This is a genomic window from Streptomyces hygroscopicus subsp. hygroscopicus (assembly GCF_001553455.1).
Classification (GTDB): Bacteria; Actinomycetota; Actinomycetes; order Streptomycetales; family Streptomycetaceae; genus Streptomyces; species Streptomyces hygroscopicus.
Genome location: NZ_BBOX01000030.1, coordinates 42,688 through 63,690, shown reverse-complemented (window position 1 = coordinate 63,690; position 21,003 = coordinate 42,688). Strand labels below are relative to the sequence as shown.

The following is a 21,003-nucleotide window of genomic DNA, read 5'->3' as shown; positions in this document are numbered from 1 at the left end:
GTGCTCCCAGTCGGGTCGGTTCGGGTGGTGGGGAGTCAGGCGCCCCGGCGGGCGGCCCAGGCGAAGCCCTGCGCGCACAGCCGGGTGACGTCCGGGTTCTGCAGGTCGTCGAGGTCGTGTCCGACCGCACTGTAGAAGACACGGCCCTGTCCCCAGGTGCGGGTCCAGGCCTGCGGGATGGTCCGGCCCTCCAGCCAGGGCAGGTGCTCACCGGTGAAGGTGGTCTCCGCGAGGACGTGGTTGTTGGGGTCGACGGACATGTAGTACTGCTCGGAGGCGACCTGGAAATCCTTCACGCCGTCGGTGATCGGGTGGCCGGTGTCCGTGACGGTGACCTGGTAGGGGTACTTCACGCCTTCGCCCGCGGGGTGTTCGAGAAAGCTGCCGCCGATCAGCCAGTGGTACTTCAGGCTCGTCCGGAACGCGGCGGCAGCGCCGTGCCAGGCGGCGATCCCGGTGCCGGCCTCCACTGCCCCCAGCAGACTCGCCTCCTGGGCGGCTGTCAGCCCCTCGGACAGGAGGGCGTTGTTCCAGTTGAGCGCGATGAGGTCGTAGCCGGTGAGGTCGGCGTCGAGCGCGAAGATGTCGTTGGTCTCGTCGACGTCGAAGCCCAGGTCCCTGAAGATCGGCACGGCCCATTCCTCGGCGACCTGGTAGGGCTTGTGCCCCGGCCAGCCTCCGTACAGGTACAGAACGCGGGTCATACGATGTTCCCTCCGGTGGTGGGCGTGAGGGCCGCGGCGCGGGCGCGCAGCTGCTCGGCGATCTCCAGGGCGTCACCTTCCGGTGCGGTGGACTTGCGCTCGGGCTTCCCGGCCAGCAAGTAGACGAGGCCCACGACCGAGACGACGAGGAAGCCGATCAGCGCGATCCACCGGTCCAGGAGCGGGGTTCCGGCGTCGCCGGTGGGCCAGGCGAGCAGAACCATCCCGAGGACGCCGTAGGCCAGGGCCGCCACGTTGACCACGAATCCCCAGCGGCCGAGGGTCCAGGCGCCGGCGGGACGCCATCCCTTCAGGCGCATCCGCAGCGCGGCGAGCACCACCATCATGAAGGCCGCGTATCCGGCCAGCATCTGGAAGGCCACGATCTTGGTGAGCGAATCGGGCGAGTAGTACACGAACACGAAGATCGCCAGGGGAACGACGTTCACGGCCAGCAGTGCGTTCAGGGGGACACGGTGCTTGCGGGAGATCTGCGAGAAGACTCGGGAGCCCGGGAACATGTCGTCGCGGGCGAAGGAGAAGACGATCCGGCTCGCAGCGGCCTGCTGGCTCATGACGCCCGCGATGAAGGAGGTGATGCTGACCATGAGCACCGCCTTCGTGCCCACGGTGCCGACCGAGCTCTGCAGGATCGCCGGGATCGGGTTGGCGTCCTTGCCCGAGAGGATCGAGGGCAGGTCGGGGGCCGCGAGCGCGTAGCCGACGAACGCGAGGAGCGCGGCCACTCCGCCGACGGCCACGGTCAGCTGCATGGCCCGGGGGATGCTGCGGGAGGGGTTGGGGACCTCTTCGGCGATCTCGCCGCATGCCTCGAAGCCGTAGAAGAGGAACAGCCCGACGAGTGAGGCGGCGATGAAAGCCATGAAGTAGTTGTCGTGGGTGGAGCTGCTGGTCTCGAAGAAGATCGAGACGGAGTTGCGCCGCTCGAAGATCAGCAGGTACAGGCCCACGAGAACGATGCCGATCAGTTCCGCGGCGAGCCCGATCTTGGAGATCAGGGCCAGTGTCCTGGTGCCGAAGCAGTTGCAGACCAGACAGACGACGGTCATGCCGATCGCGATCCAGAGGCGCTGGGTGGGGGTGGAACTGATGCCCGGCTCATCGGCGGTCCCGCCGAAGAGGCTGGCCACGAAGTCCGAGCTGAACAGCGCGGTACTGGTGATGCCGATGGTGATGCAGCAGATGTAGGTCCACGCGTTGAACCAGGCGTAGCGCCCGTTCCAGAGCCTTCGGACCCACTGGTAGAGCCCGCCGGCGAGCGGGAACTGCGAGACGACCTCCCCGAAGACCAGCGCGACGAGGAACTGCCCGGCTCCGACGATGGCTATCCAGAAGACGGACGGCCCGCCGACGGTCGACAGACCGAGTGCGAAGAGGGACACGATGCCCACGAGGGGCGAGAGGTACACGAAGCCGAGGGCGAAGTTCGCCCACAGGCTGACCTTGCGGTCGAAGCGCTGCTCGTAGCCCAGCGCGGCGAGCAGTTCCGCGTCCTCGGCCGAGGAGACAAGGCCTGGGGTCCCGCCCGAGGGGGGGACGCGGTGGGATCTGGGCGCCGTGTGCGCCTCGTTCTCTGTTGCTGACATGACGATCTCCGGGGGTCGGGGGTGAGGTGCTCCTTTAGGAACGGATGCCGCGCCGCGCCTGCGGTCCGGTGTAAGCCCTGGTCCGTCATCGCGGGTCAGACCTGGTCGAGGGGGTAATCGGCCCAGTCCAGCGAGGCTGATCCGTAGCGCGCGGCGCGGACGTCGGCCGAGCGCGCGTGTCCCTCGAAGTTCTCGATGCGGGACGCCCTGCCGCATATCTCGCCGAGCCGGGCGCTGGCCCCGGCGTCCCTGATCTCCTGGTAGGTCACCGTCTTGAGATACTTGCCGACCCAGAGACCGCCGGTGTAACGGGCCGCCCCCAGGGTGGGCAGTACGTGATTGGTGCCGATGACTTTGTCACCGTATGCGACACATGTCTTGTCGCCAAGGAAGAGGGCGCCGTAGTTGCGCATCCGGTGCAGGGCCTCGCGGGGCTCGGCCGTGAGGATCTGGACGTGCTCGCTGGCGTACCGGTCGGCGAGGTCGTAGGCGGTGGTGAGGGTGGGAACCACGATGACCTCGCCGCAGTCGCGCCAGGCCCGCCCGGCGACCTCGCCGGTGGGCAGGTCCGGCAGCAGTTTCTCCACCCAGGCGATGGTGCGCGTGGCCACGTCCTCGGAGGTGGTGATGAGGACCACGGGAGAGTCCGGCCCGTGCTCGGCCTGGGACAGCAGGTCGGTGGCCACCACGAACGGGTCGGCGGTGTGGTCTGCGACGATCACTACTTCGGTGGGGCCGGCGAACAGGTCGATCCCGACCTCACCGAAGAGCTGGCGCTTGGCTTCGGCCACGTAGGCGTTGCCGGGGCCGGCGAACATGTCGACCGAGTCGATCGTCTCGGTGCCCAGGGCCAGGGCCGCCACGGCCTGGACACCGCCCATGACGTAGATCTCGTCCGCGCCGGCCAGGTGCATCGCGGCGATGCTGACGGCCGGCGGGGCGCCGCGGTCCGGCGGGGTCGTCGCGGCGACCCGCTCCACACCGGCGACCTTGGCCGTCAGGACGGTCATGTGGGCCGACGCGGTGAGCGGATAGCGGCCGCCGGGCACATACGCGCCGGACGCACCGACGGGGATGTTGCGCTGGCCCAGGAACACCCCGGGCAGGGTCTCGACCTCGAAGTCGGTGAGCGAGTCCCGCTGCGCCTGGGCGAAGCCGCGGACCTGCTGCTGGGCGAACCGCAGATCGTCGAGGACCGTCTCCGGGACGGAGGAGACCACAGCGGCGATCTCGTCGGGGCCCAGCCGGAAGGACGGCGGATTCCACTGGTCGAACTTCTGCGACCAGCGGCGCACGGCGGCATCGCCGTGGGCGCGCACGTCGGCGATGACCTCCGCGACGGTCTCGACGATTTCCGGACGGCTGGTCCGTGTCGGCTCCGAGGCTGCCGGAGCCTTGATGATTGTGCGTGATGAGGACACTCTGCACTCCTGGTAGGTGATCGTGCCTGCGGGCTCGACCTGAAGTCTGGGTAAACACGGGGGTGGGGCGACAGGCACAGGGTGTGCAATATTGGCCGCAGATCCTGCACACTCTGAGGTAATGCGCACATGACTGATGTCCTGACGGTTCGCGCCGCACTGCAACTTGAGGTGTTCACCCGCACCGAGGTGCGCGTCTACGCCGGAGGGCGCAATCTCGACCGCCCCGTGCGCTGGGTGCACACCGGGGAGATCCCGGACATCCACCGCTTCCTCACGGGCCAGGAGATGCTGCTGACGGCCGGCCTCGGCATGGGCGACACGGCGCTTCAGCAGCGGGCCTTCGTCCGGCGGCTCGCGGACGCCCACGCGGCCGTCCTCGTCGTCGAGCTGGCCGGGCGCATGTTCGACACCATGCCGCAGGCCGCTGTCGAGGAGGCCGAGGCGGTCGGCCTGCCCTTGGTGGGACTGGCCGACGAGATCCCCTTCGTCGAGACATCGGCCCAGATCCACGAGGTGCTGGTCGGCATGCGCGTCAAGCAGCTGATCGCCGAGGAGGCCACCAGCCAGGCGTTCATGGACCTGCTGCTGGCCGACGAGGACTACGTGGGCGTGGTCAGGGAACTGGCCCGCAAAACCGGGCGGCCCGTGGTGCTGGAGGACGTCGCCCACCAGATGCTCGCGTACGGAGGCGCCACCCCGGAGGCCGACCGGCTCGTCGACGAGTGGAGCGCGCACTCCCGGGCCATCCACGAACGCCACCACTCCCTCGTGACGCACGGCCGCGAGGTCCCCAACGTGCCGGCGGCGTCGTTCCGCGAAGTCGTGCCCTGCGCCCGCCAGCCGGTGATCCTGCGGGGCGAGTCATGGGGCTGGCTGCACCTGCTGCACGGCGGAGTGCAGCCGAGCCCGGCCGAGCTGCGCACGCTGGAGCGGGCCGCCGCGGCCGTGGCGATCACGCTGGTGAGTGAACGCGAGAGCGGCGCGCGGGCCTCCCAGCGCCAGACGGCGCTGCTGAACCGGCTGCTGCTCGGGGACATCCCGGGTGAGAAGTTCGTGAGCCTCGGCCTGGCGCTCGGGCAGGATCTGCGCGGCCGGGACCTGATCGTCGTCACCGTCTGCTCGGGGGACGACGAACCGGCCCAGGACCACGCCCTGGCCCGGCTGCTGTGGGAGTCGGGCCGGCCTGCCATCGTGGGCGACACCGGGGACTTCGACATGGCGGTCGTCGGCCTGTCCGGACCCGGTGACGCGGCCGAGGTGCGCACCGTCCTGGCCGAGCACGGTCTGCGCGGCGGCATCAGCAGGGTCGTGGAGCCCGCGGCGCTGCCGCTGGCGCTGCGCCAGAGCCGAAGCGCCGCCTCTGTCGCGGCGGCGGCCACCACCGCGGAGGTGCGCCACTTCGACGACCTGGGGGCGCTGCGGCTGCTCGTGGCGCTCTCCGAAGGCCCCGAGCTCAGACGTTATGTCGAGGACGAGCTGGGCCCGCTGCTGGAACACGACGCACTGGTGAAGAACCCGCTGCTGCCCACCCTGCGCACCTTCCTCGACTGCGGTGGCAACAAGGCGCGTGCGGCCGACGCGCTCTTCGTCCAGCGACGCACCCTCTACCACCGCCTCGAACGGCTCTCCGAGATTCTCGGCCTCGACCTCACCCGGGTCGACAACCAGCAGCGGCTGCAACTGGCCGTACGCGGCCACGACCTGCTGCGCAGGCCGGCCCTGCGACGGACGTGACCGCCTTGCGGCGTCAGCTCTTCGTCGCCTTGGCCAGGGCCGGCGCGATACGCAGAGCGTTCGCCCCGATCGTCAGGGCCGGGTTGAGGGCCGCGGAGGACGGGAAGAACGACGAATCGGCCACCCAGAGGTTGTCGATGTCGTGACTGCGGCACATCGGATCGAGCACGCTCGACCCCGGGTCGTGACCGGCAGCGGCCGTTCCGCACATGTGGGAGTTGGTCTCGATACCCATCCGCTGGGTGAAGATCAGCGGATAGCCGGACTTGCGGACCGCCCTGGTCACCCGGCGCACGAGTTCGTGGTGGGGGGCGAGGTTGGTCGGGGTCCAGTCGATGATGATGCGGTCGCCATCCACCCGTACCCGGTTGTCCAGGGAGGGCAGGTCCTCGGTCGTCAGATAGATGTCGATGCTTCTGGCCGACATGAACTTCAGGGCCCAGTTCGGTGCCCACGGGCGCGCGGGCTTGAGCATCGGGGCCTGGAGCTTGCCCAGCATCTGGAGGTTGCCCAACGGGAAGGGTGTTCCCGGGCCGGCTTCGTAGAAGTCGTTGATGCCGAGGGTCTTCTGCCACTTCGTGGGGTTGGTCCGCAGCGGATTGACACCGACGAAGAACGTGCTGTTGTGGACCATGTAGTTGCGGCCCAGCAGCCCGGTCGAGTTGCCGAGACCGCGCGGATGCCGGTCGTCGGCCGAGCGCAGCAGCAGCGCGGCCGAGTTGACGGCACCGCCGGCCACGGCGAAGGTCTTGGCGTGGATACGGACGGTACGGCCCGCGTGCCGTGCCTCGGCGGCTATGACCTTGTGGCCGTCCCGAGAGGTGATCAGGCGGGTGACCTGCGCACCGGTGAGGATCTTCACGCCGTCGCGCAGCGCGGGGAGCAGGATTCTGTTCTCGGCGTCGGACTTCATACCGGTCTCGTCCGGACAGCCGTCGGCCGTTGTCACCGCGGCACGGTCGGCCTGTGTCTCCACGTTCAGGGCGTTGGGCGTGTGGAACGGATGCAGGCCCTGGCCGCGTAGCGATCGGGCGAACCGCTCGATCTCCGGTTCATGGTCGAGTGCGGGATAGGGGTACGGCTTGGAGTGCGGCGGCTCGGTCGGGTCCTCGCCGGTCTGCCCGTGCACCTGGAGCAAACCCTCCAAGGTGGTGTAGAAGGGCTCCAGGTCGTCGTAGCTGAACGGCCAGGCGCGCGAGACGCCCTCCTGGTGTTCCACCTCGGTGAAATCGCTGCGTCGGAACCGGGGCAGCATGGCGCCGTAGAAACGGGTGTTTCCACCCACCCAGTAGTACACACCCGGCGCGAACGGCTTTCCGGAGCTGCCGTCGTACCAATAACCGGCGTTCTTGTACCGGCCCCGGATGTACATCTCGGCCGGCTGGGAGTTCTCGGGCTCACGTGGAAGGAAATTGCCCCGTTCCACGACGAGTACCTCAAGGCCGGAGTCCTTCAGCGCCCAGGCCAGAGCGGAACCGCCCATGCCGGAGCCGATGATCAGGACATCAGTGCTGATCTCTGCGGCGGCACCTACGGAGACGAGGGCATCGGGCCGGAGCTCCGGAGGTGTGTAGTCCTTTCGGACCGGGCTGGACATGAAACAGAACTCCCTCACATGCGTTGTGTGCGCTGAGCAGTGTGTCGAAACCGGCGGACCAGATTACCCATGGGTCAGCCCCCTCTCAAGGCTTATGAGGGGGTTCCATAAATGCTTTCAGCCGGTCGACGCCCGAATGAATGAGGCGGCCTTTTCTCCGATCATGATGGCTGGAGCATTTGTGTTTCCGGTGACGAGTGTCGGCATGATCGATGTGTCTGCCACGCGGACGTTCCCGAGCCCGTACACACGAAGTTCATGGTCGACGACCTTGCCCATCATGCAGGTGCCGGACGGGTGGTAGAAGGAGAACGATTGAGTGCGAATAAAGTCGTCGATGTCCTGGTCGCTGTCCGACACCGGGGCGAGTCCGGCGTCGGCGGCCGCCCGCAGGTCCGATTCCAGCATGGCTGTCAGCCTCGGTTCACGGGCGATGCGCATGCACAGACGGACGCCCTCTCGCAGCCGCCGGCGGTCGTCGGCGTCGTCGAGGTAATTGTGAAAGATGCGCGGCTTGGCGTAGGGGTGGGAATGCCGCAGCCGCACCGAGCCACGGCTCGCGGGCCGTGCGACGTAAGGACCGAATGACATTCCAGGCTCCAGTGGCGCGGCAAGACCTTCGTCACGGACGATGCCCAGTGCTGCATGAACTTGGATGTCAGGGGCGGGGACATCGTCGCCGGAGCTGAAGAAGCCGCCGACCTCGTTCCAGGCCATCGGGCCGGTACCGTGCCGGCGCAGGAGCTGTTCTTCCCGCGAGGTGTCCGGTCCCAGAACCGGCTCGGTTCGGCTGAAGAAGCTGAGGAAGCACCCGGTGTGATCCTGCATGTTCCTGCCGACATCAGGCAGGTCGTGCAGGGGGGTGATTCCCCCTGCGGAGAGTTCGTCGGCCGGCCCGACGCCGGACTGGAGTAGCAGGTGGGGCGAGTTGTAGGCGCCCAGGGACAGCACGATTTCACGGTTGACACGGATGGTCCGGACGGTTCCCAGGTGATCGACTTCCAGGCCGACCGCCTGGCTGCCATCGAAACAGATGCGCAGAGCGGTCGTCGAGGGCAGAACGGTGAGGTTTGCGCGACCCGCGGCCGGCTCCAGGAACGCTGCGGCGCTGCTGCAGCGCAGGCCGTTTCGCTGCGTGACCTGGTGGTAGCCAACGCCCTCCTGCTCGGATCCGTTGAAGTCCGGGTTGTGTTTGTGCCCCGCGTCCTGAGCCGCCTCGACCCATGCCGTCAGAAGAGGATGAACCGAAATGGGGTCGCTGACCGCGAGGGGGCCACCGACACCGTGGAAGTCGTCGGCTCCGCGCTCGTTGTCCTCGGACTTCTTGAAGAACGGCAGGACATCGTCATAGCCCCAGCCCGGGTTGCCGAGCCGCTCCCAGGTGTCGTAGTCATGGCGGTGACCGCGAACGTAGAGCATCGTGTTCATCGAGCTGGTGCCGCCGATCACCCGGCCGCGGGGCAGGTAGGCTCGGCGCCCTCCGAGCCGGGGCTCGGGTTCCGTCTCGAAGTCCCAGTCGAATGCGGTCTTGAGCTGCTGCGAGAAAAGCGCGGGGATCTCGAAGAGGCGGCCTCGGGCGGGCGGCCCTGCTTCAATCAGCGCGACCGTGACGTTCGGATCCTCGGACAGGCGGGCCGCAACCGCGCAGCCGGCCGAGCCGGCCCCGACGACGATGTAGTCATACGATTCCGCGTTCATTCCGCCTCCAGGGAAATCCAGTCTCGACGACCTGCGTCATCGCCATCCGCGTGCCGGGAAGAAACGAGTGTTGGGGTGGGGAGCTGGGCGTCAGGCCGGAGCGGCCTTGCCCCGCACTGGTTCCTGAAGAGGCTAGAGAGGTCGGACATACTCAGCACATGCACGAGGTGGGCAATATTCACCCGCGTGAGTGCACACTGTGAGGCACGTTGCGCATCGTGGCCGCACCGGTGAAGAAGACGAGGCACACAGCCGAGAGATCAGCAAGAGGTTCGCCCGCCCCTTGTCCGAGTGGCACTGTCCCGCACCGAGCCAACCGCCCGTAGCCACCGACCCCACCCCCTCGTGCGCGGTGAGCCGTACCAGGCGGCGTCGTCCGGAGCCGGAACGCTCGCCACTCCCGCCGGACAGCTGTCCCCGGTCCCGGATCAGGAACCGGAAGCACCCGGCCCTGTCGCCGCGCTCCATGCGCCCGTCGGGCGGGCGGTGACGCCCACACCGTGGACGCGCCGAGTCTTGATTTCCATGGCGGAGCAGACGTGGAGACGCCCGAGGCAGACGGTGTCCACGTGCATGAAGTCCCGGGCGAGCAGCGTGTGGGCCCGGGCGCGCGGGGAGACCGCGCCGGGCCTGCCGGGCGAGGTGGCCGCCCGGCTGCTTCTGGACGTCATCTTCTGGACGTCATCGATGGCAGCGAGGCGGTCGATGCGACCGTCCTGGCCGCCTCGCTCGTCGTGCGTACGTCGACGGGACCGGTCGGCCGAAGCCGAGAGCCTGCCGCGCGCCTCCGCTCACGGCTCCACACTCAACTCCGCGGCGGTGCGGTGCTCGCCCGCACCACGAATTCCACCGGCGGGAGTTCGGCAGCCTGGAACTCTCCTCCCTCGGTGAGCGAAACCAGCGCCTGCGCGGCGGCGCGTCCCCAGGTCAGCACGTCCTGGCGCACCGTCGTCAGCGGTGGCGCGATGCAGTCGGCCAGCGGGATGTCGTCGAAGCCCACCACCGACAGGTCCTCGGGGACCCGCAGCCCGCGGCTGGTCGCGGCGGTGATCCCGGCGATGGCCATCAGGTCGTTGGCGTACACGATGGCGGTCGGTGGACGGTCGAGGTCCAGCAGCTGATGCGTGGCCCGGGCGCCGGCCGCGCCGGTGAAGTCCGCCGCCACGGGTGGGATCTCGGGCAGGCCGGCATCCGCCAGCGCACCGCGCCAGGCGTCGCACCGGGCCTCGGTGTGCACGAACCCCGCGGCGCCGCAGACGTGTCCGATCCACCGGTGGCCGAGTGAGCGCAGATGGCTGACCGCACGCCGCACCCCGCTGCCGTCGTCGACCCCGAGGGCCGGCACCTGGCCGCCGTGCTGCGGTGGTCCGACGATCAGTGCGTCGATGCCCAGCTCCGTCACGAGTGCCGGCCGCGGGTCGTCGGTGCGCAGATCGGTGAGGAACACGCCGTCGACCCGGCCGTCACGGGCCAGCCGCTCATACGCCTGCCGTTCGGTTTCCTCGTCGGGGACGACTTGCAGCACGAGCGCGTAGCCGAGCGGCGCGAGGCCGGTCTCGATGCCTGCGACGAACTGCGGGAAGAACGGGTCGGTACTCAGCAGTTCCGGCGGTCGGCGCATCACCAGGCCGAGGGTCTGGGACCGCTTGGTGGAGAGCGCCCGGGCGCCGGCGTTGGGCTGCCAGCCCAGCTGGTCGATCGCGTCCAGGACCCGCTGGCGCGCCTGCGGGCTGACCCCGGGGCGGTCGTTGATGACGAAGGAGACCGTCGCCTTGGAGACCTGGGCCAGCGCGGCGACATCACCGATCGTCGGCCGACCGCCCCCGCCCCGGCGTGACGGCGGAGGCATCGCCTGGCGGGAACCGCCCGCCGATCCACCCGCTTTGTCCTGGCCCCGCACCATACCGCCTCGCCTTCCACTGATTCGGGACGTACGGCTGCTGGGTGGCAGAACTGCGCCACCCAGGTTACCGAAACGTTTCGCACCCGTCCTTGACGCTTAGATATTAAACCGGTTTGATGACGCTCGTAACCCCGCGGTGATCATTCTGGCGGGGCGGGCCGGCGGCGACGAGAGGGGAGTCGCTTCGGACCCTCAATCACCCGCATGGAAGGGAGTTGGGCACAATGAGGCGTTCTCCGCGCGTTACGGTGCTGGCCGCCGCCGCGGCGCTTGTCCTGCCATTGTCCGCCTGCGGTTCGGGCGACGCCGGCGGCGGCAAGCCGACCTCGGGACCGATCGACATCTGGTACTCGACGAATGAGCAGGAGCAGGCCTGGGCCAAGGCCACCGTGGCCGCCTGGAACGCCGAGCACACCAAGGAGAAGGTCACCGCCAAGGCGGTGCCGTCGGGCAAGTCCACCGAAGATGTCGTCGGGGCCGCGATCACCGCGGGCAACACCCCGTGCCTCCTCTACAACACCGCTCCGGCAGCGGTCGCCGCATTCCAGAAGCAGGGCGGCCTGGTGAATCTCTCGGACACCTTCGGCGATGCCGAGTCCTTCATCAAGAAGCGCTCCGGCGGTGCCGTGGACGGCTTCCGTTCCCCGGATGGCAAGCTGTATCAAGTGCCGTGGAAAACCAACCCGTTCATGCTCTATTACAACAAGGACGTCTTCAAAAAGGCCGGCCTGGACGCCGAGAATCCGGAGCTGAACACGTACGACGATGTACTGGCCGCGGCGAAGAAGATCAAGAGCAGCAAGGCGGCGAAGTTCGCCTTGTACCCGCCGGCGACCAGTGACTACACCAATGCGCTGTTCGACTTCTATCCGCTGTACCTGGCCAACTCCGGCGGCACGCAACTGGTGAGGGACAAGAAGGCCACCTTCACTTCCCAGGCCGGACGGCAGACCCTGGCTTTCTGGCAGCAGATGTACGCAGGCGGCTACTCGTCCCCGGAGGCGTACAGCGGCGACATGTGGGCGGGCCCGTTCGCCGACGGGGTGGCCGCCATGAGCATCGCCGGGCCGTGGGGCAAGGGACAGTTCGACGGCAAGGTGACGTACGGCGTGGTGCCGCTGCCCACGGCCGCGGGAATACCGGCAGACAGGACATCGACGTTCGCGGACTCCAAGAACGTCGGCCTGTTCACCTCGTGCAAGCACAAGCGGACCGCCTGGGAATTCACCAAGTTCTCGATGAGCGCGAAGAACGACGCGGCACTGCTGGAGAAGACGGGGCAGTTCCCCACCCGCAGTGACGTGGCCGCCGTCGCGGGCGGCTATCTCAAGGACAACCCCTTCTACCAGCCCTTCGCCGACGCGGTGCCGCGGGCGGTGGACGTGCCGAACATCGCCGGTTCGACCGAGGTGTGGAAGACGTTCCGCACAGCCTGGGAAGACGCGGTGCTGCCCGGGAAGGGCGATGTGAAGTCGACCTTTGACAAGGCCGCGCAGCAGATCGACGACCAGATCGCCGACTGACGAGGCACACCATGACATCACTCCGCAGCAGCCGCGATGGGACCCGGGCCGCAGGTGATCCGCCCCGCGGCCGGCGTCCCCGGCCATCGACCCGGCACGCACCGCCGGCAGCCGCACCCGAACGCCGTATCCCGGGGCGCCGGCCCGGCGCCCCGCGGCTCGAGCGCTGGCTCGGCAACAGCCCGCTCGGGCTCGTCCTGACCGCGCCGTACACCGCCTACGTCCTGGTCGTGTTCATCATCCCGTTCGGGGTCGGCGTATGGATGGCCTTCCACGACTACTTCTTCACCGCGCCCGGCGTCTCCGTACCGCACCCGTTCGTCGGGTTCGACAACTTCACCGAGGTCCTCGGGGAGGAGAAGACCCAGCGCGCCTTCGCCAACCTCGGGTTGTTCATGGCGATCAACATTCCGCTGACCGTGGTGCTGGCGCTCGTGCTGGCGTCGGCACTGAACGCCGCGACCCACTGGCGCGGCTTCTTCCGGATGGCGTACTACGTGCCGTACGTGACGGCCTCGGTCGCCACGCTGGCGGTCTGGCTGTTTCTGTTCAACGGCTCCGGTGCCGTCAACAAGGTCCTCGGCCCCTGGGCCCCGGACCCGTCCTGGCTGGCGAACAAGCACCTGGTGATGCCGCTCATCGCCGTCTACGTCACCTGGAAACAGCTCGGGTTCTACGTCCTGCTCTACCTCGCCGCGCTGCAGAACGTGCCCAAGGAGCTGCACGAGGCGGCACTGACCGACGGAGCCGGGCGCCGGCAGGCGTTCCGGGCCGTCACCCTGCCGGCCGTCCGGCCCGTCACCTCGCTCGTCATCCTGCTGTCGATCATCACCGCCGGGCAGATCTTCACCGAGCCGTTCCTGCTCACCGGCGGCGGCCCGAGCGGCGCCTCGCTCACCCCCGCGCTGCTGGTGTACCAGCGGGGCATCGAGCAGGGCGAGCCGGATGCCGCGGCCGCCATCGGACTGATCCTCGTCACCGGCGTGCTCATCATCGCGACCGTCGCCCGGCGCGTCATGGAGAGGGACTGATATGGCCCGCACCCTGCGCATCCTGCGCTACGCCGCGCTCGGCCTCGGCGCCATCGCCGCGCTGCTGCCGTTCTACTACATGCTCATCGGGGCGCTGCAGAAGAAGCGCGACACCGGCCTCGGCGGCCTGCTGCCCAAGCCGGGCAACCTGACCCTGGACAACCTCGCGGGTATCGACGACTCGTTCAGCCTGCTGGGCGCCCTGGCCAACTCGCTGATCATGACGGTCGGGGTGGTGGCCTGCACGCTGGTCTTCGGCCTGCTGGCCGGCTACGCCCTGGCGATCCTGCGCTTCCGCGGCCGCGGCCTGGTGTTCGCGCTCGTCCTGCTGGTCCAGGCGATCCCGTTCCAGCTGCTGATGATCCCGCTGTACGTGATGGTGGTGCGGTACTTCGGCCTCGCCGACAGCTACGCCGGAATGATCCTGCCGTTCGCCATCAACTCCGTCGCCGTGCTCATCTTCCGCCAGTACTTCCTCCAGATCCCGCGCGAGATCTTCGACGCGGCGCGCATGGACGGAGCGAGTGAGCTGCGCATCCTGCGCTCCGTGGCGGTGCCACTGGTGCGCCCGGCGATTCTCACAGCCATGCTGGTGACCTTCATCGGCCCGTGGAACGAGTTCCTCTGGCCGTTCCTGGTGACCAAGGACCAGGAGATGCAGCCCCTCGCGGTCAGCCTGGCGAACTTCTCGCAGGCCAATTCCACCTTCCAGGCCAATCCCATGGGCGCTGTGCTCGCCGGTGCCTGCGTGCTGGCGGTGCCGGCCGTCGTCCTCTTCCTGCTCTTCCAGCGCCACTTCACTTCCGCCAACCTCGGCTCCGCGATCAAAGGCTAGGTATGACCCGGCTCAACACCGACAGCGCGCTCCCGTACGCACTGAACCGGGTCGGCGTGCTCATGAACGCCGACCCCACCGACCCCCTGGAGGCCGAGGGCGTCCTCAATCCGGCCACCGCCTGGGGACCCGACGGCGAGCTCTATCTCTTCCCCCGCATGGTCGCGGCAGGCAATGTCTCCCGGATCGGCCGCGCCCGTGTCGTGATCGAAGACGGCGTACCGGTCGGCGTCGAGCGCCAGGGCGTGGTGCTGTCCCCGGACGAAGGCTTCGAGCGGGGTGCACACAACGCCGGCGTGGAGGACCCCCGCATCACCTTCATCCCCGACCTGGGCGTGCACGTCATGACGTACGTCGCCTACGGTCCGCTCGGCCCGCGGCCCGCGTTGGCCGTCTCCACGGACACGATCAGCTGGCGCCGTCTGGGCCCACTGCATTTCACGTATCAGCCGCACCTGTCCACCGACTTGAACTTCTTCCCCAATAAAGACCTCGTCTTCTTCCCCGAGATCGTGCCCGGCCCCGACGGCCGTGCGAGCTTTGCGATGCTGCACCGGCCGATGTGGGACCTGGACTGGCTGCGCCCGGGCGAGGGCGCCCCGGCCCCGGCCGGGGTGGCCGACGGCCGCCCGTCGATCTGGATCGCGTACGTGGACGCCGAGGCGGCCCGCCGCGATCTTTCGGCGCTGACCTCGCTGCGGCACTCCGCTCCAGTGGCCGCTCCCACGATGCCGTTCGAGACGGCGAAGATCGGTGCGGGTCCGCCGCCGCTGCGGGTGCCCGAGGGCTGGCTGCTCATCCACCACGGTGTGACCGGGCCGGTCGCGAGGGGCTTCGAGCTCAGCCATGGCGCCGTCTACCGGGCCGGGGGCATGCTGCTGGACCCGGACGATCCGGCGCGGGTGCTGGCGCGCTCGCAGGAGCCGTGGCTGTCTCCGGAGACCCGCGAGGAGACGACAGGAACGCTTGGCAACGTTGTCTTCCCGACCGCGATCGAGCGCATCGCGGGGACCGTCTACGTGTTCTACGGGATGGCGGACAGCGCGATCGGCGTAGCCGCCCTGGAGCGGACCGCGGACTGACCCTCTGACCTGAACGGGCTTGCGGCCGACGGAGAGAAGCCGTCGGCCGCAAGCCCGTTGATGTCTGCGCTTCGCGTCACCTGAGCGGCTGCGTCACCGTCTTGCCGAGGTTCGGGCCGGCGCCCAGCGGGAAGCCGGCACGACGGGTGCGGCCGGGGGCGGCAAGGGTGACGGAGACCGTCAGGCCGGGCTGGTCGGGGTTGGCGACGCTCACCACGGCGGACCTGCCGCCCTCGTCGAGCATGATGATGGCGGGCTGATCGACCCGCAGCGTGCGGCCTGATCCCAGGTCGAGGGAGCCCGCGGCATGGAAGGCCGCCATCGTCAGCCGCAGCCGCGGGTGGCGGACCGCTTGGATCTGCTCGTCGTTGCGCAGGATCTTGACGACCGGCCTGGCCGCATAGGAGCGGACCTTTTCGGGTGTCGCGCCGGGAAGGAGGATGTAGGCGTAGGTGGCTCCATCCGGGGTGGTGCCGTGGTCGAAGAAGAGGGTAAAGGCATTCCGCTTCACCGGATCACGGTCGAGCCAGCTCCCGGTCTGCTCCTTGTTCGAGACCTTCAACGGCCCGCCCTCCGGGAAGACATAGCCGATCTCGTCGTTGTACGCCCATGAGGCGCCGGTGGCGGCTGAATCGGTCCCCGGGCGTACGGCCTTGCCGCCGACGGAGGCGTTGGGCCGGGCCGCTCCCTGATTGACGGTCGTATGGACGGCGTGCTGCGAGGTGGAACTGATCCCGGCGCCGAGCGCGACCATCTCGTCGTCGAAGGAGAAGTAGCTCTTGCGCCCCGTCGTCGAGAACCGGTCGAGGGTGAAGACGCTTGCCCCGTAACGCCCGTCGGAGACGCCGCCGGTGAAGCTGCCGCGGTTGGCGGGACTCGACTGCGTCGTCACCTTGGTGTAAGGCGCGGTGACACCCGGGTAGTGGAACCAGTCGAAGGCGGGTACGAGGTCGTCGTATTCCCGGTTCGTGACCTGGATCGAGGTGGCTCCCGCCGCATTCCAGTCGATCTCGTTGCCGACTTCGGGCCGGAAGGTGGAGCGGTACTCGCTGCCCTTCATCCGAGGGGAATTGACCCTGGTGAAGATTGCGTACGCGTCCCGCAGATGTGAGGAGAACTCCGAGCGCCAGAAGTACTTGTGCCCGGTGACGCCGTTCCCCCGGATCTTCCCGCGGATATTGTCGGCAAGCCGCTGATACGCCGCCGCGTTTCTCTCATCGGCCCGCACCATCCGGTCGAGCGGCTCGAGGAAGTCGGCCGCGTAACTCGTCACGCCGTCGATGGTGTTGGGGGGACGGTACCCGAGATACATCATCCCGATCTCCCCGCGGATCAGCCAGCGGGTCCCGTCGAGGATGTAGAAGGCGATGGCGTCGATGTCCTCGGGCGAGAAGGCGAAGCTGGTGCCGCGTGCGACATCGGCCCAGGCCGCGACGATGGTGAACAGGGCCATGCCGTAGCCCTCGCTGTAGAGCTGCGCCCCATGTGCCCAGAAGGACGCGTCCACCTGCACGGCCTCGGTGACCTTACCGCTGCTGTCGACGGCGACCGTCTGCGACATGGTGGCGTAACCCCGCTCGATGTCGGCGGTCGCGTGCTTCGCGATGGCCTCATAGAGGTAATTCTCGGTCCTCCAGGAGCCGTTCGCCCCGACCGGGTCCAGGCGGCCGGTGTTGTGGGCGTAGGTCACCTCCCGCGCCTCGGTGCTGAGTTCGTCGCCGACGAAGATCGACACCCGGCCCATGGCCATCGACTTGCCGATCTCGACTTCCCACCAGTTCGTGCTGGTCGGTTTGACACTGTCCCAGTAGAGAAGCGCACGGTTCAGGGCCTCGATCAGCTCCGGTTTGCCGTAGCCCGCGGCATCCGGGTCACGGTAGGCGTGAGCCATCGCGATCATGCGGTACAGCGCGTGATAGGGCGACCAGACCCGGCCGTTGGCGGAACTGGTGGTGTCGTCGTAGTCCACATCGGGCCACGAGCCGTCGGCGTGCAGGGACTCGGCATAGGCCAGGGCCTCGGACGTACGGGCGAGGAAGATGCCATTGGCGACCCTCACCTGGTCGCCCTGGGCAAGAAACCGCTGCCGCAGGCGTTCGATGATGAGCTGAATGTCATCCGTGACCGCTCGGCTCCCAGCGGCCTCCGCAGCCCGTGCGAGAGCTGGCACCGACAGCGTCAGCCCGGCGACACCGGCGGTGATCCCGAGGCCCCCGAGCAGGACGCGACGTCGATCGGGCAGGGGTACGACTCCGTTTTCCGTCATGCGGACTCCTTTGGGCGCGCCCAGATCCTGACAACGCTTGCCGTGGGGGCGTGCGTTCGGTTGACGAGGTCTTCCGGGTGCTGATTCGGTCACGGCTTCGGCTCGGCCGTTTTCTAAACCGGTTTGAAAGTGGCTGGTAAACAGTTACCGGCTACGGCCCGGGTACGTCAACAGTCGTGACGCCGGTGGGCGAGGGCGGCTTCGGCCCCCTGGTACTCCCGTCGGACTTCGCGATCGTGTGGCCGTACCCGGACGGGAACGGGTACGGCCACCCCCCGCGCCTTCGGCCTGCCGCTGTCCCGTTTCACCACCAGCGGGCGAGGCGGTCGCCCCAGCCGCGCCGGACGCGCCGGACGGGCCTGACCGCGCTCCCGGCACCGACCCGGCCCGGCGGGGTCGGTGGGGTCGGTGGGGTCGGCGGGGTCGGCTGGGTCGGCGGGCGCGGAGCGGTCAGCGCACCGTCAGGCGCCGCAGGCGTGGCGCCGCCGCGGGCACCGGCCCGTCGACCTCGAGGCTGACGTAGCGGGCCGTCCCGGAGGCGGTCAGCCGGCGCACGCGGCCCCGGCCGGTGAGGGTCCCGGCGTCCCGGTAGGTGATGCCGTCCGTGCTGAAGCCGACCTTCGCGCCCGGCGCCGCGTCCGCCGTCCATTCGGTCTCCACCAGGCGGACCGGGCGGGCCGCGCCGAGGTCCACGACCATGCGGCCGTGCGGACCCGGCCGCCACGCCGTGCGGGTGTCGCCGTCCACCGCCGCCGCGGGGTCGGACATGCCCTCCGGCAGCGGGCTCGTGGGGAAGACGGTCCTGCCGAGGGCCAGGTCGTCGTGCGGGTGGGCGGCCGCGCCGGCCAGGACGACGGTGAGCGTCCGGCCCGCCCTGACGGCGGCGACCTCGCTGCGCCCCTGCGCCCGGACGCGCAGGGTGCAGGAGGCCCCGGACAGGCGTACGGTCGCGCCGTCGACCACCTGGACCCGCAGACCCGACGGCAGGCGTCGGCTGGTGACGGGGGTGAGCGTGAAGCGCGGGGGCAGCACGACCGCCGTGGCGGCGGGCAGCGCGGCTTCGAAGGCCGTGCCGTCGGCGGTCAGTGTCTGTGTGCCCTCGAAGACCACGGTGTCCGTGCCGGTGCGCGGGATCGCGATCCGCGTCCTGATGGGCTCGCCGGAGAGGTTGAACAGGGTCAGGTGTCCGTCCGTCAGCGTCGTGCGCACCTCGGTGGCCTCCGCCGAGGGCGTGGCCCTCCGGGCGATCGCGCGCAGCTCCCCGGCCGATGTGCCGGGGAAGCCCTCGACGAGGAGGGGTGCCGCCGGGCCGTCGCCGAGGACGATCGTGTCGTCGTAGACGCCGATCGGGTTCCGGCCGTCACGCACCACGAGCCCGGCGCGTCCCTCGACGTCGAGCCAGCCGCCGCGGCTGCTCACCGCCGGCCTCGGCCCGGTCGCGAGGTCCCGCCAGTCCCGGCCGTCCACGGAACCCTGGATGCGGTAGCCGCGGCCGGCCGCCGATTCCCAGCGCAGGGTGACCCGGTCGATCCGGCGCTCGGCGCCGAGGTCGACGGCCAGCCAGCTGTCGGCGCGCGGACGGTCGGCCCTCGACACCGCCCAGCGGGTGGCCGCGTCGCCGTCGACCGCGAGCGGCGCGCCCTTCCCGGCGTCGGCCGACGAGGCGGTGGCGGACCCGCCGCGGGCGAGGTCCGCGCCCTGGGCGCCGTCGCGCACCTCAAAGGCGTACAGGGAGTACCCGTACGCCGGGTCGGGCCGCACGCCGAGCATGCGGACGTGGCGCACCGTCGTGGGGGTGAAGCCGAGGTCGTCGACCCGTCCGGCGGGTGTGCCGGCGGAGGTGTCGCGGGCGCGGACGGTCGCCTCGCCCTCCTCGAAGCGGTAGGTGCGCGCGCCGTCGAGCCCCGGCATGCCGGGCATCGTCAGGTTGTGCACCTCGAGCCGGCCCTCCGCGTCAGCGGTGCCGCTGCTCGCGTAGACGATCGAGCCCCTCGGGAGCGTCGCGAACCCGGCCCAGCCGCCATCGAGGCGCAGGAGCGTCGCGCTGCCGTCGAAGCCGTCGCGCAGGGACTCGTAGACGCGCACGGTACGGCCCTGGACCTTCGCGGCGGTGGCGGGCAGGAACATCGGGGTCGCGCCGCCGAGCCGGAACAGCCAGTCGTCGTGGGCCGGCTGCCAGGCGAACTTCACGAACCCGGGTTTCGTCACGGCACCGGCCCACGCGGCCCGCGACTGGTGCGACACCAGTCCTGGTCCGGTCCCGAAGTCCGTGACACCGGAGGCCCGCGCGAAGAGTTCCTCGCGCGACAGCGGCTCGACGGGCCGCCCGTTCGCCGCCGCCCACACGTGCAGCAGGTAGCTGATCGCGATCTCGGCGCGTGCCTCCGGCTCGTACTTCGGCTCCCCCGAGAACTTGGCCATCCGGTGCTCGGGCGGGTACTGCTGGTACGCCTCCAGCCGCGACGCCAGTTCCCGCTCCGCACGCGCCGCGGCCCGGTCGCGCATCACCTGGGAGAGGAAGGCGAGCGGGATGACGTCCCTGCCGTAGAGGTGCTCGCGGTCGTCGACCATCGGCATCAGCGGTTCGCCCGCGTCGCTCATGACACCCAGCAGCGTGTGCCACAGCGGCTGGGCGTTCGGCTGCCGCGCGAGAACCTGCGGGAGGGGGCGTCCGGCGGCCAGGAAGTGCGCGGCGTTGCGGCCCGAGGTGCGCCACAGCTCCTCCTGGTAGTGCGGGCCGAAGGAGCCGTGGTTCTCGACGATGAAGGTGTCGTACAGGTTGCGGGCGGTGTTCTCGGAGACGGCGACGCCGTCCACGCGGACGGGATTGGCGAGGTCGGCGGGCGGCAGCCCCGCCTCGTTGCGCGACCAGATGCCGTACCACGTGGCCCAGTCGGCGGCGCGGTGGTCGTCGTGGGCCCAGGCGAGCGCGGGTGCGAGGGTCTGCGCGTACAGGCCCATCTCCTCCAGTTTGGTGTCGCCGACGTATCCGCCGTTCAGGCCGTTCGGCGTCCAGTCGCCCGAGGCGGGGTCGTCGCCGCTGCCCAACGACGTGGTGTAGGCGGCCTGTTCGCGGACGATGGTCTCGACGTTGTGCCGCGTGGCGGTGTCGAGGTCCTGCCACAGCAGCCGGGCGGCGAGGACGACGTACGACTGGAAGGTGGTGTCGAAGAAGAGCCTGCGGCCCCACTCGTCGCCGCCGGTGAGCCGGTTCGACGCGGCGAAGTGGCGGATGGTGGCGAGCGTGCGCCGCTTCAGGGTCTCCCGGTCGGTGCCCGCACGCGCCGCGTCGTAGGTGCCGTGGGTGAGCAGCACCGCGTGGCCGAGGACCACGGCGAACCCGAAGTCCTTGGCGCTGTAGTGGCCCTTGGCCTCGTCCCACTGCGTTTCGGACCACCGGGTGTGGTCCAGGAGCACCCGCAGGTAGGTGGCCGCGACGGCATCGGGCGGCGTATCCGTGCCGCCGTGCGCGGCGTGGGCGCTCGCGGCTCCGGTGAGCGGAGGCAGGGCGGCCAGCGCGCCCGTGAGCCCGGCGAGGTGCAGGAAGCGGCGGCGGCGGAGGGGCGGGGACGAGTGCGACACGGGGCGATACCTCCGAG

At 69.5% G+C, this 21,003-nt stretch carries 14 protein-coding genes; 5 read left to right on the top strand and 9 right to left on the bottom strand.

Features of this window, described 5'->3' with window-relative positions; genetic code table 11:
• Positions 1 to 35 precede the first annotated feature (35 nt).
• The 3 genes from AXW62_RS04640 to hisD all read right to left on the bottom strand — a co-directional run bounded on the left by AXW62_RS04640 (position 36) and on the right by hisD (position 3,732).
• Positions 36 to 704 carry a ThuA domain-containing protein gene (locus tag AXW62_RS04640; protein WP_060943352.1) on the bottom strand — a complete coding sequence of 223 codons (669 nt, stop codon included), beginning with the start codon at positions 702 to 704 and terminating at the stop codon, positions 36 to 38.
• Positions 701 to 2,311: an APC family permease gene (locus AXW62_RS04635; protein WP_079115473.1), complete on the bottom strand. Its 1,611-nt coding sequence runs from the start codon at positions 2,309 to 2,311 to the stop codon at positions 701 to 703. The genes AXW62_RS04640 and AXW62_RS04635 overlap by 4 nt, the downstream gene beginning before the upstream one ends.
• Positions 2,312 to 2,406: 95 nt before the next feature.
• Complete coding sequence (hisD, locus tag AXW62_RS04630; RefSeq protein ID WP_060943351.1) at positions 2,407 to 3,732, bottom strand: histidinol dehydrogenase; 1,326 nt, start codon at positions 3,730 to 3,732, stop codon at positions 2,407 to 2,409.
• 129 nt (positions 3,733 to 3,861) lie between these two features.
• On the opposite strand from hisD, the gene AXW62_RS04625 reads away from it, so the two are divergent.
• Positions 3,862 to 5,469 (top strand): PucR family transcriptional regulator, encoded by a 1,608-nt coding sequence (locus AXW62_RS04625; protein WP_060943350.1) that lies wholly within the window; start codon positions 3,862 to 3,864, stop codon positions 5,467 to 5,469.
• A 13-nt stretch (positions 5,470 to 5,482) separates the two neighbouring features.
• On the opposite strand, the gene AXW62_RS04620 is transcribed toward AXW62_RS04625, so the two are convergent.
• From AXW62_RS04620 to AXW62_RS04610, 4 genes are all read right to left on the bottom strand, one after another.
• Positions 5,483 to 7,066, bottom strand: coding sequence for a GMC oxidoreductase (locus tag AXW62_RS04620; protein WP_060943349.1), 1,584 nt, complete (start codon positions 7,064 to 7,066; stop codon positions 5,483 to 5,485).
• A 117-nt stretch (positions 7,067 to 7,183) separates the two neighbouring features.
• A complete protein-coding gene (locus AXW62_RS04615; RefSeq protein ID WP_060943348.1) occupies positions 7,184 to 8,764 on the bottom strand; it encodes a GMC family oxidoreductase in 1,581 nt (526 codons plus the stop codon).
• 428 nt (positions 8,765 to 9,192) lie between these two features.
• Positions 9,193 to 9,435: a hypothetical protein gene (locus AXW62_RS45460; RefSeq protein WP_252368499.1), complete on the bottom strand. Its 243-nt coding sequence runs from the start codon at positions 9,433 to 9,435 to the stop codon at positions 9,193 to 9,195.
• A 134-nt stretch (positions 9,436 to 9,569) separates the two neighbouring features.
• The gene (locus AXW62_RS04610; RefSeq protein ID WP_063817520.1) at positions 9,570 to 10,613 is read right to left on the bottom strand and encodes a LacI family DNA-binding transcriptional regulator; all 1,044 of its coding nucleotides are present in this window, start codon (positions 10,611 to 10,613) and stop codon (positions 9,570 to 9,572) included.
• Positions 10,614 to 10,915: 302 nt separating this feature from the next.
• Between AXW62_RS04610 and AXW62_RS04605 the strand changes: the two genes are divergently transcribed.
• Genes AXW62_RS04605 through AXW62_RS04590 form a run of 4 tightly spaced genes read left to right on the top strand, consistent with a single transcriptional unit; the run spans position 10,916 to position 15,138 of the window.
• A complete protein-coding gene (locus AXW62_RS04605) occupies positions 10,916 to 12,190 on the top strand; it encodes an extracellular solute-binding protein (RefSeq protein WP_244503026.1) in 1,275 nt (424 codons plus the stop codon).
• A gap of 11 nt (positions 12,191 to 12,201) precedes the next feature.
• The gene (locus tag AXW62_RS04600) at positions 12,202 to 13,221 is read left to right on the top strand and encodes a carbohydrate ABC transporter permease (protein WP_060943346.1); all 1,020 of its coding nucleotides are present in this window, start codon (positions 12,202 to 12,204) and stop codon (positions 13,219 to 13,221) included.
• Between the two features lies 1 nt (position 13,222).
• Complete coding sequence (locus tag AXW62_RS04595) at positions 13,223 to 14,056, top strand: carbohydrate ABC transporter permease (protein ID WP_060943345.1); 834 nt, start codon at positions 13,223 to 13,225, stop codon at positions 14,054 to 14,056.
• A gap of 2 nt (positions 14,057 to 14,058) precedes the next feature.
• Complete coding sequence (locus AXW62_RS04590; RefSeq protein ID WP_060943344.1) at positions 14,059 to 15,138, top strand: glycoside hydrolase family 130 protein; 1,080 nt, start codon at positions 14,059 to 14,061, stop codon at positions 15,136 to 15,138.
• Between the two features lie 76 nt (positions 15,139 to 15,214).
• Here the strand turns inward: AXW62_RS04590 and AXW62_RS04585 are convergent, their stop codons facing one another.
• Complete coding sequence (locus tag AXW62_RS04585; RefSeq protein ID WP_060943343.1) at positions 15,215 to 17,404, bottom strand: polysaccharide lyase family 8 super-sandwich domain-containing protein; 2,190 nt, start codon at positions 17,402 to 17,404, stop codon at positions 15,215 to 15,217.
• Between the two features lie 450 nt (positions 17,405 to 17,854).
• The gene (locus tag AXW62_RS04580) at positions 17,855 to 20,986 is read right to left on the bottom strand and encodes a discoidin domain-containing protein (RefSeq protein WP_060943342.1); all 3,132 of its coding nucleotides are present in this window, start codon (positions 20,984 to 20,986) and stop codon (positions 17,855 to 17,857) included.
• Positions 20,987 to 21,003: the final 17 nt, after the last annotated feature.

Bases quoted from the DNA above. Each gene is read 5' to 3' on its own strand.
- AXW62_RS04610 (WP_063817520.1), bottom strand. From the start codon at position 10,613: ATGCCTCCGCCGTCACGCCGGGGCGGGGGCGGTCGGCCGACGATCGGT.
- AXW62_RS04600 (WP_060943346.1), top strand. From the start codon at position 12,202: ATGACATCACTCCGCAGCAGCCGCGATGGGACCCGGGCCGCAGGTGAT.
- AXW62_RS45460 (WP_252368499.1), bottom strand. From the start codon at position 9,435: ATGACGTCCAGAAGCAGCCGGGCGGCCACCTCGCCCGGCAGGCCCGGC.
- AXW62_RS04635 (WP_079115473.1), bottom strand. From the start codon at position 2,311: ATGTCAGCAACAGAGAACGAGGCGCACACGGCGCCCAGATCCCACCGC.
- AXW62_RS04615 (WP_060943348.1), bottom strand. From the start codon at position 8,764: ATGAACGCGGAATCGTATGACTACATCGTCGTCGGGGCCGGCTCGGCC.
- AXW62_RS04640 (WP_060943352.1), bottom strand. From the start codon at position 704: ATGACCCGCGTTCTGTACCTGTACGGAGGCTGGCCGGGGCACAAGCCC.
- AXW62_RS04590 (WP_060943344.1), top strand. From the start codon at position 14,059: ATGACCCGGCTCAACACCGACAGCGCGCTCCCGTACGCACTGAACCGG.
- AXW62_RS04625 (WP_060943350.1), top strand. From the start codon at position 3,862: ATGACTGATGTCCTGACGGTTCGCGCCGCACTGCAACTTGAGGTGTTC.
- AXW62_RS04620 (WP_060943349.1), bottom strand. From the start codon at position 7,066: ATGTCCAGCCCGGTCCGAAAGGACTACACACCTCCGGAGCTCCGGCCC.
- AXW62_RS04595 (WP_060943345.1), top strand. From the start codon at position 13,223: ATGGCCCGCACCCTGCGCATCCTGCGCTACGCCGCGCTCGGCCTCGGC.
- AXW62_RS04585 (WP_060943343.1), bottom strand. From the start codon at position 17,404: ATGACGGAAAACGGAGTCGTACCCCTGCCCGATCGACGTCGCGTCCTG.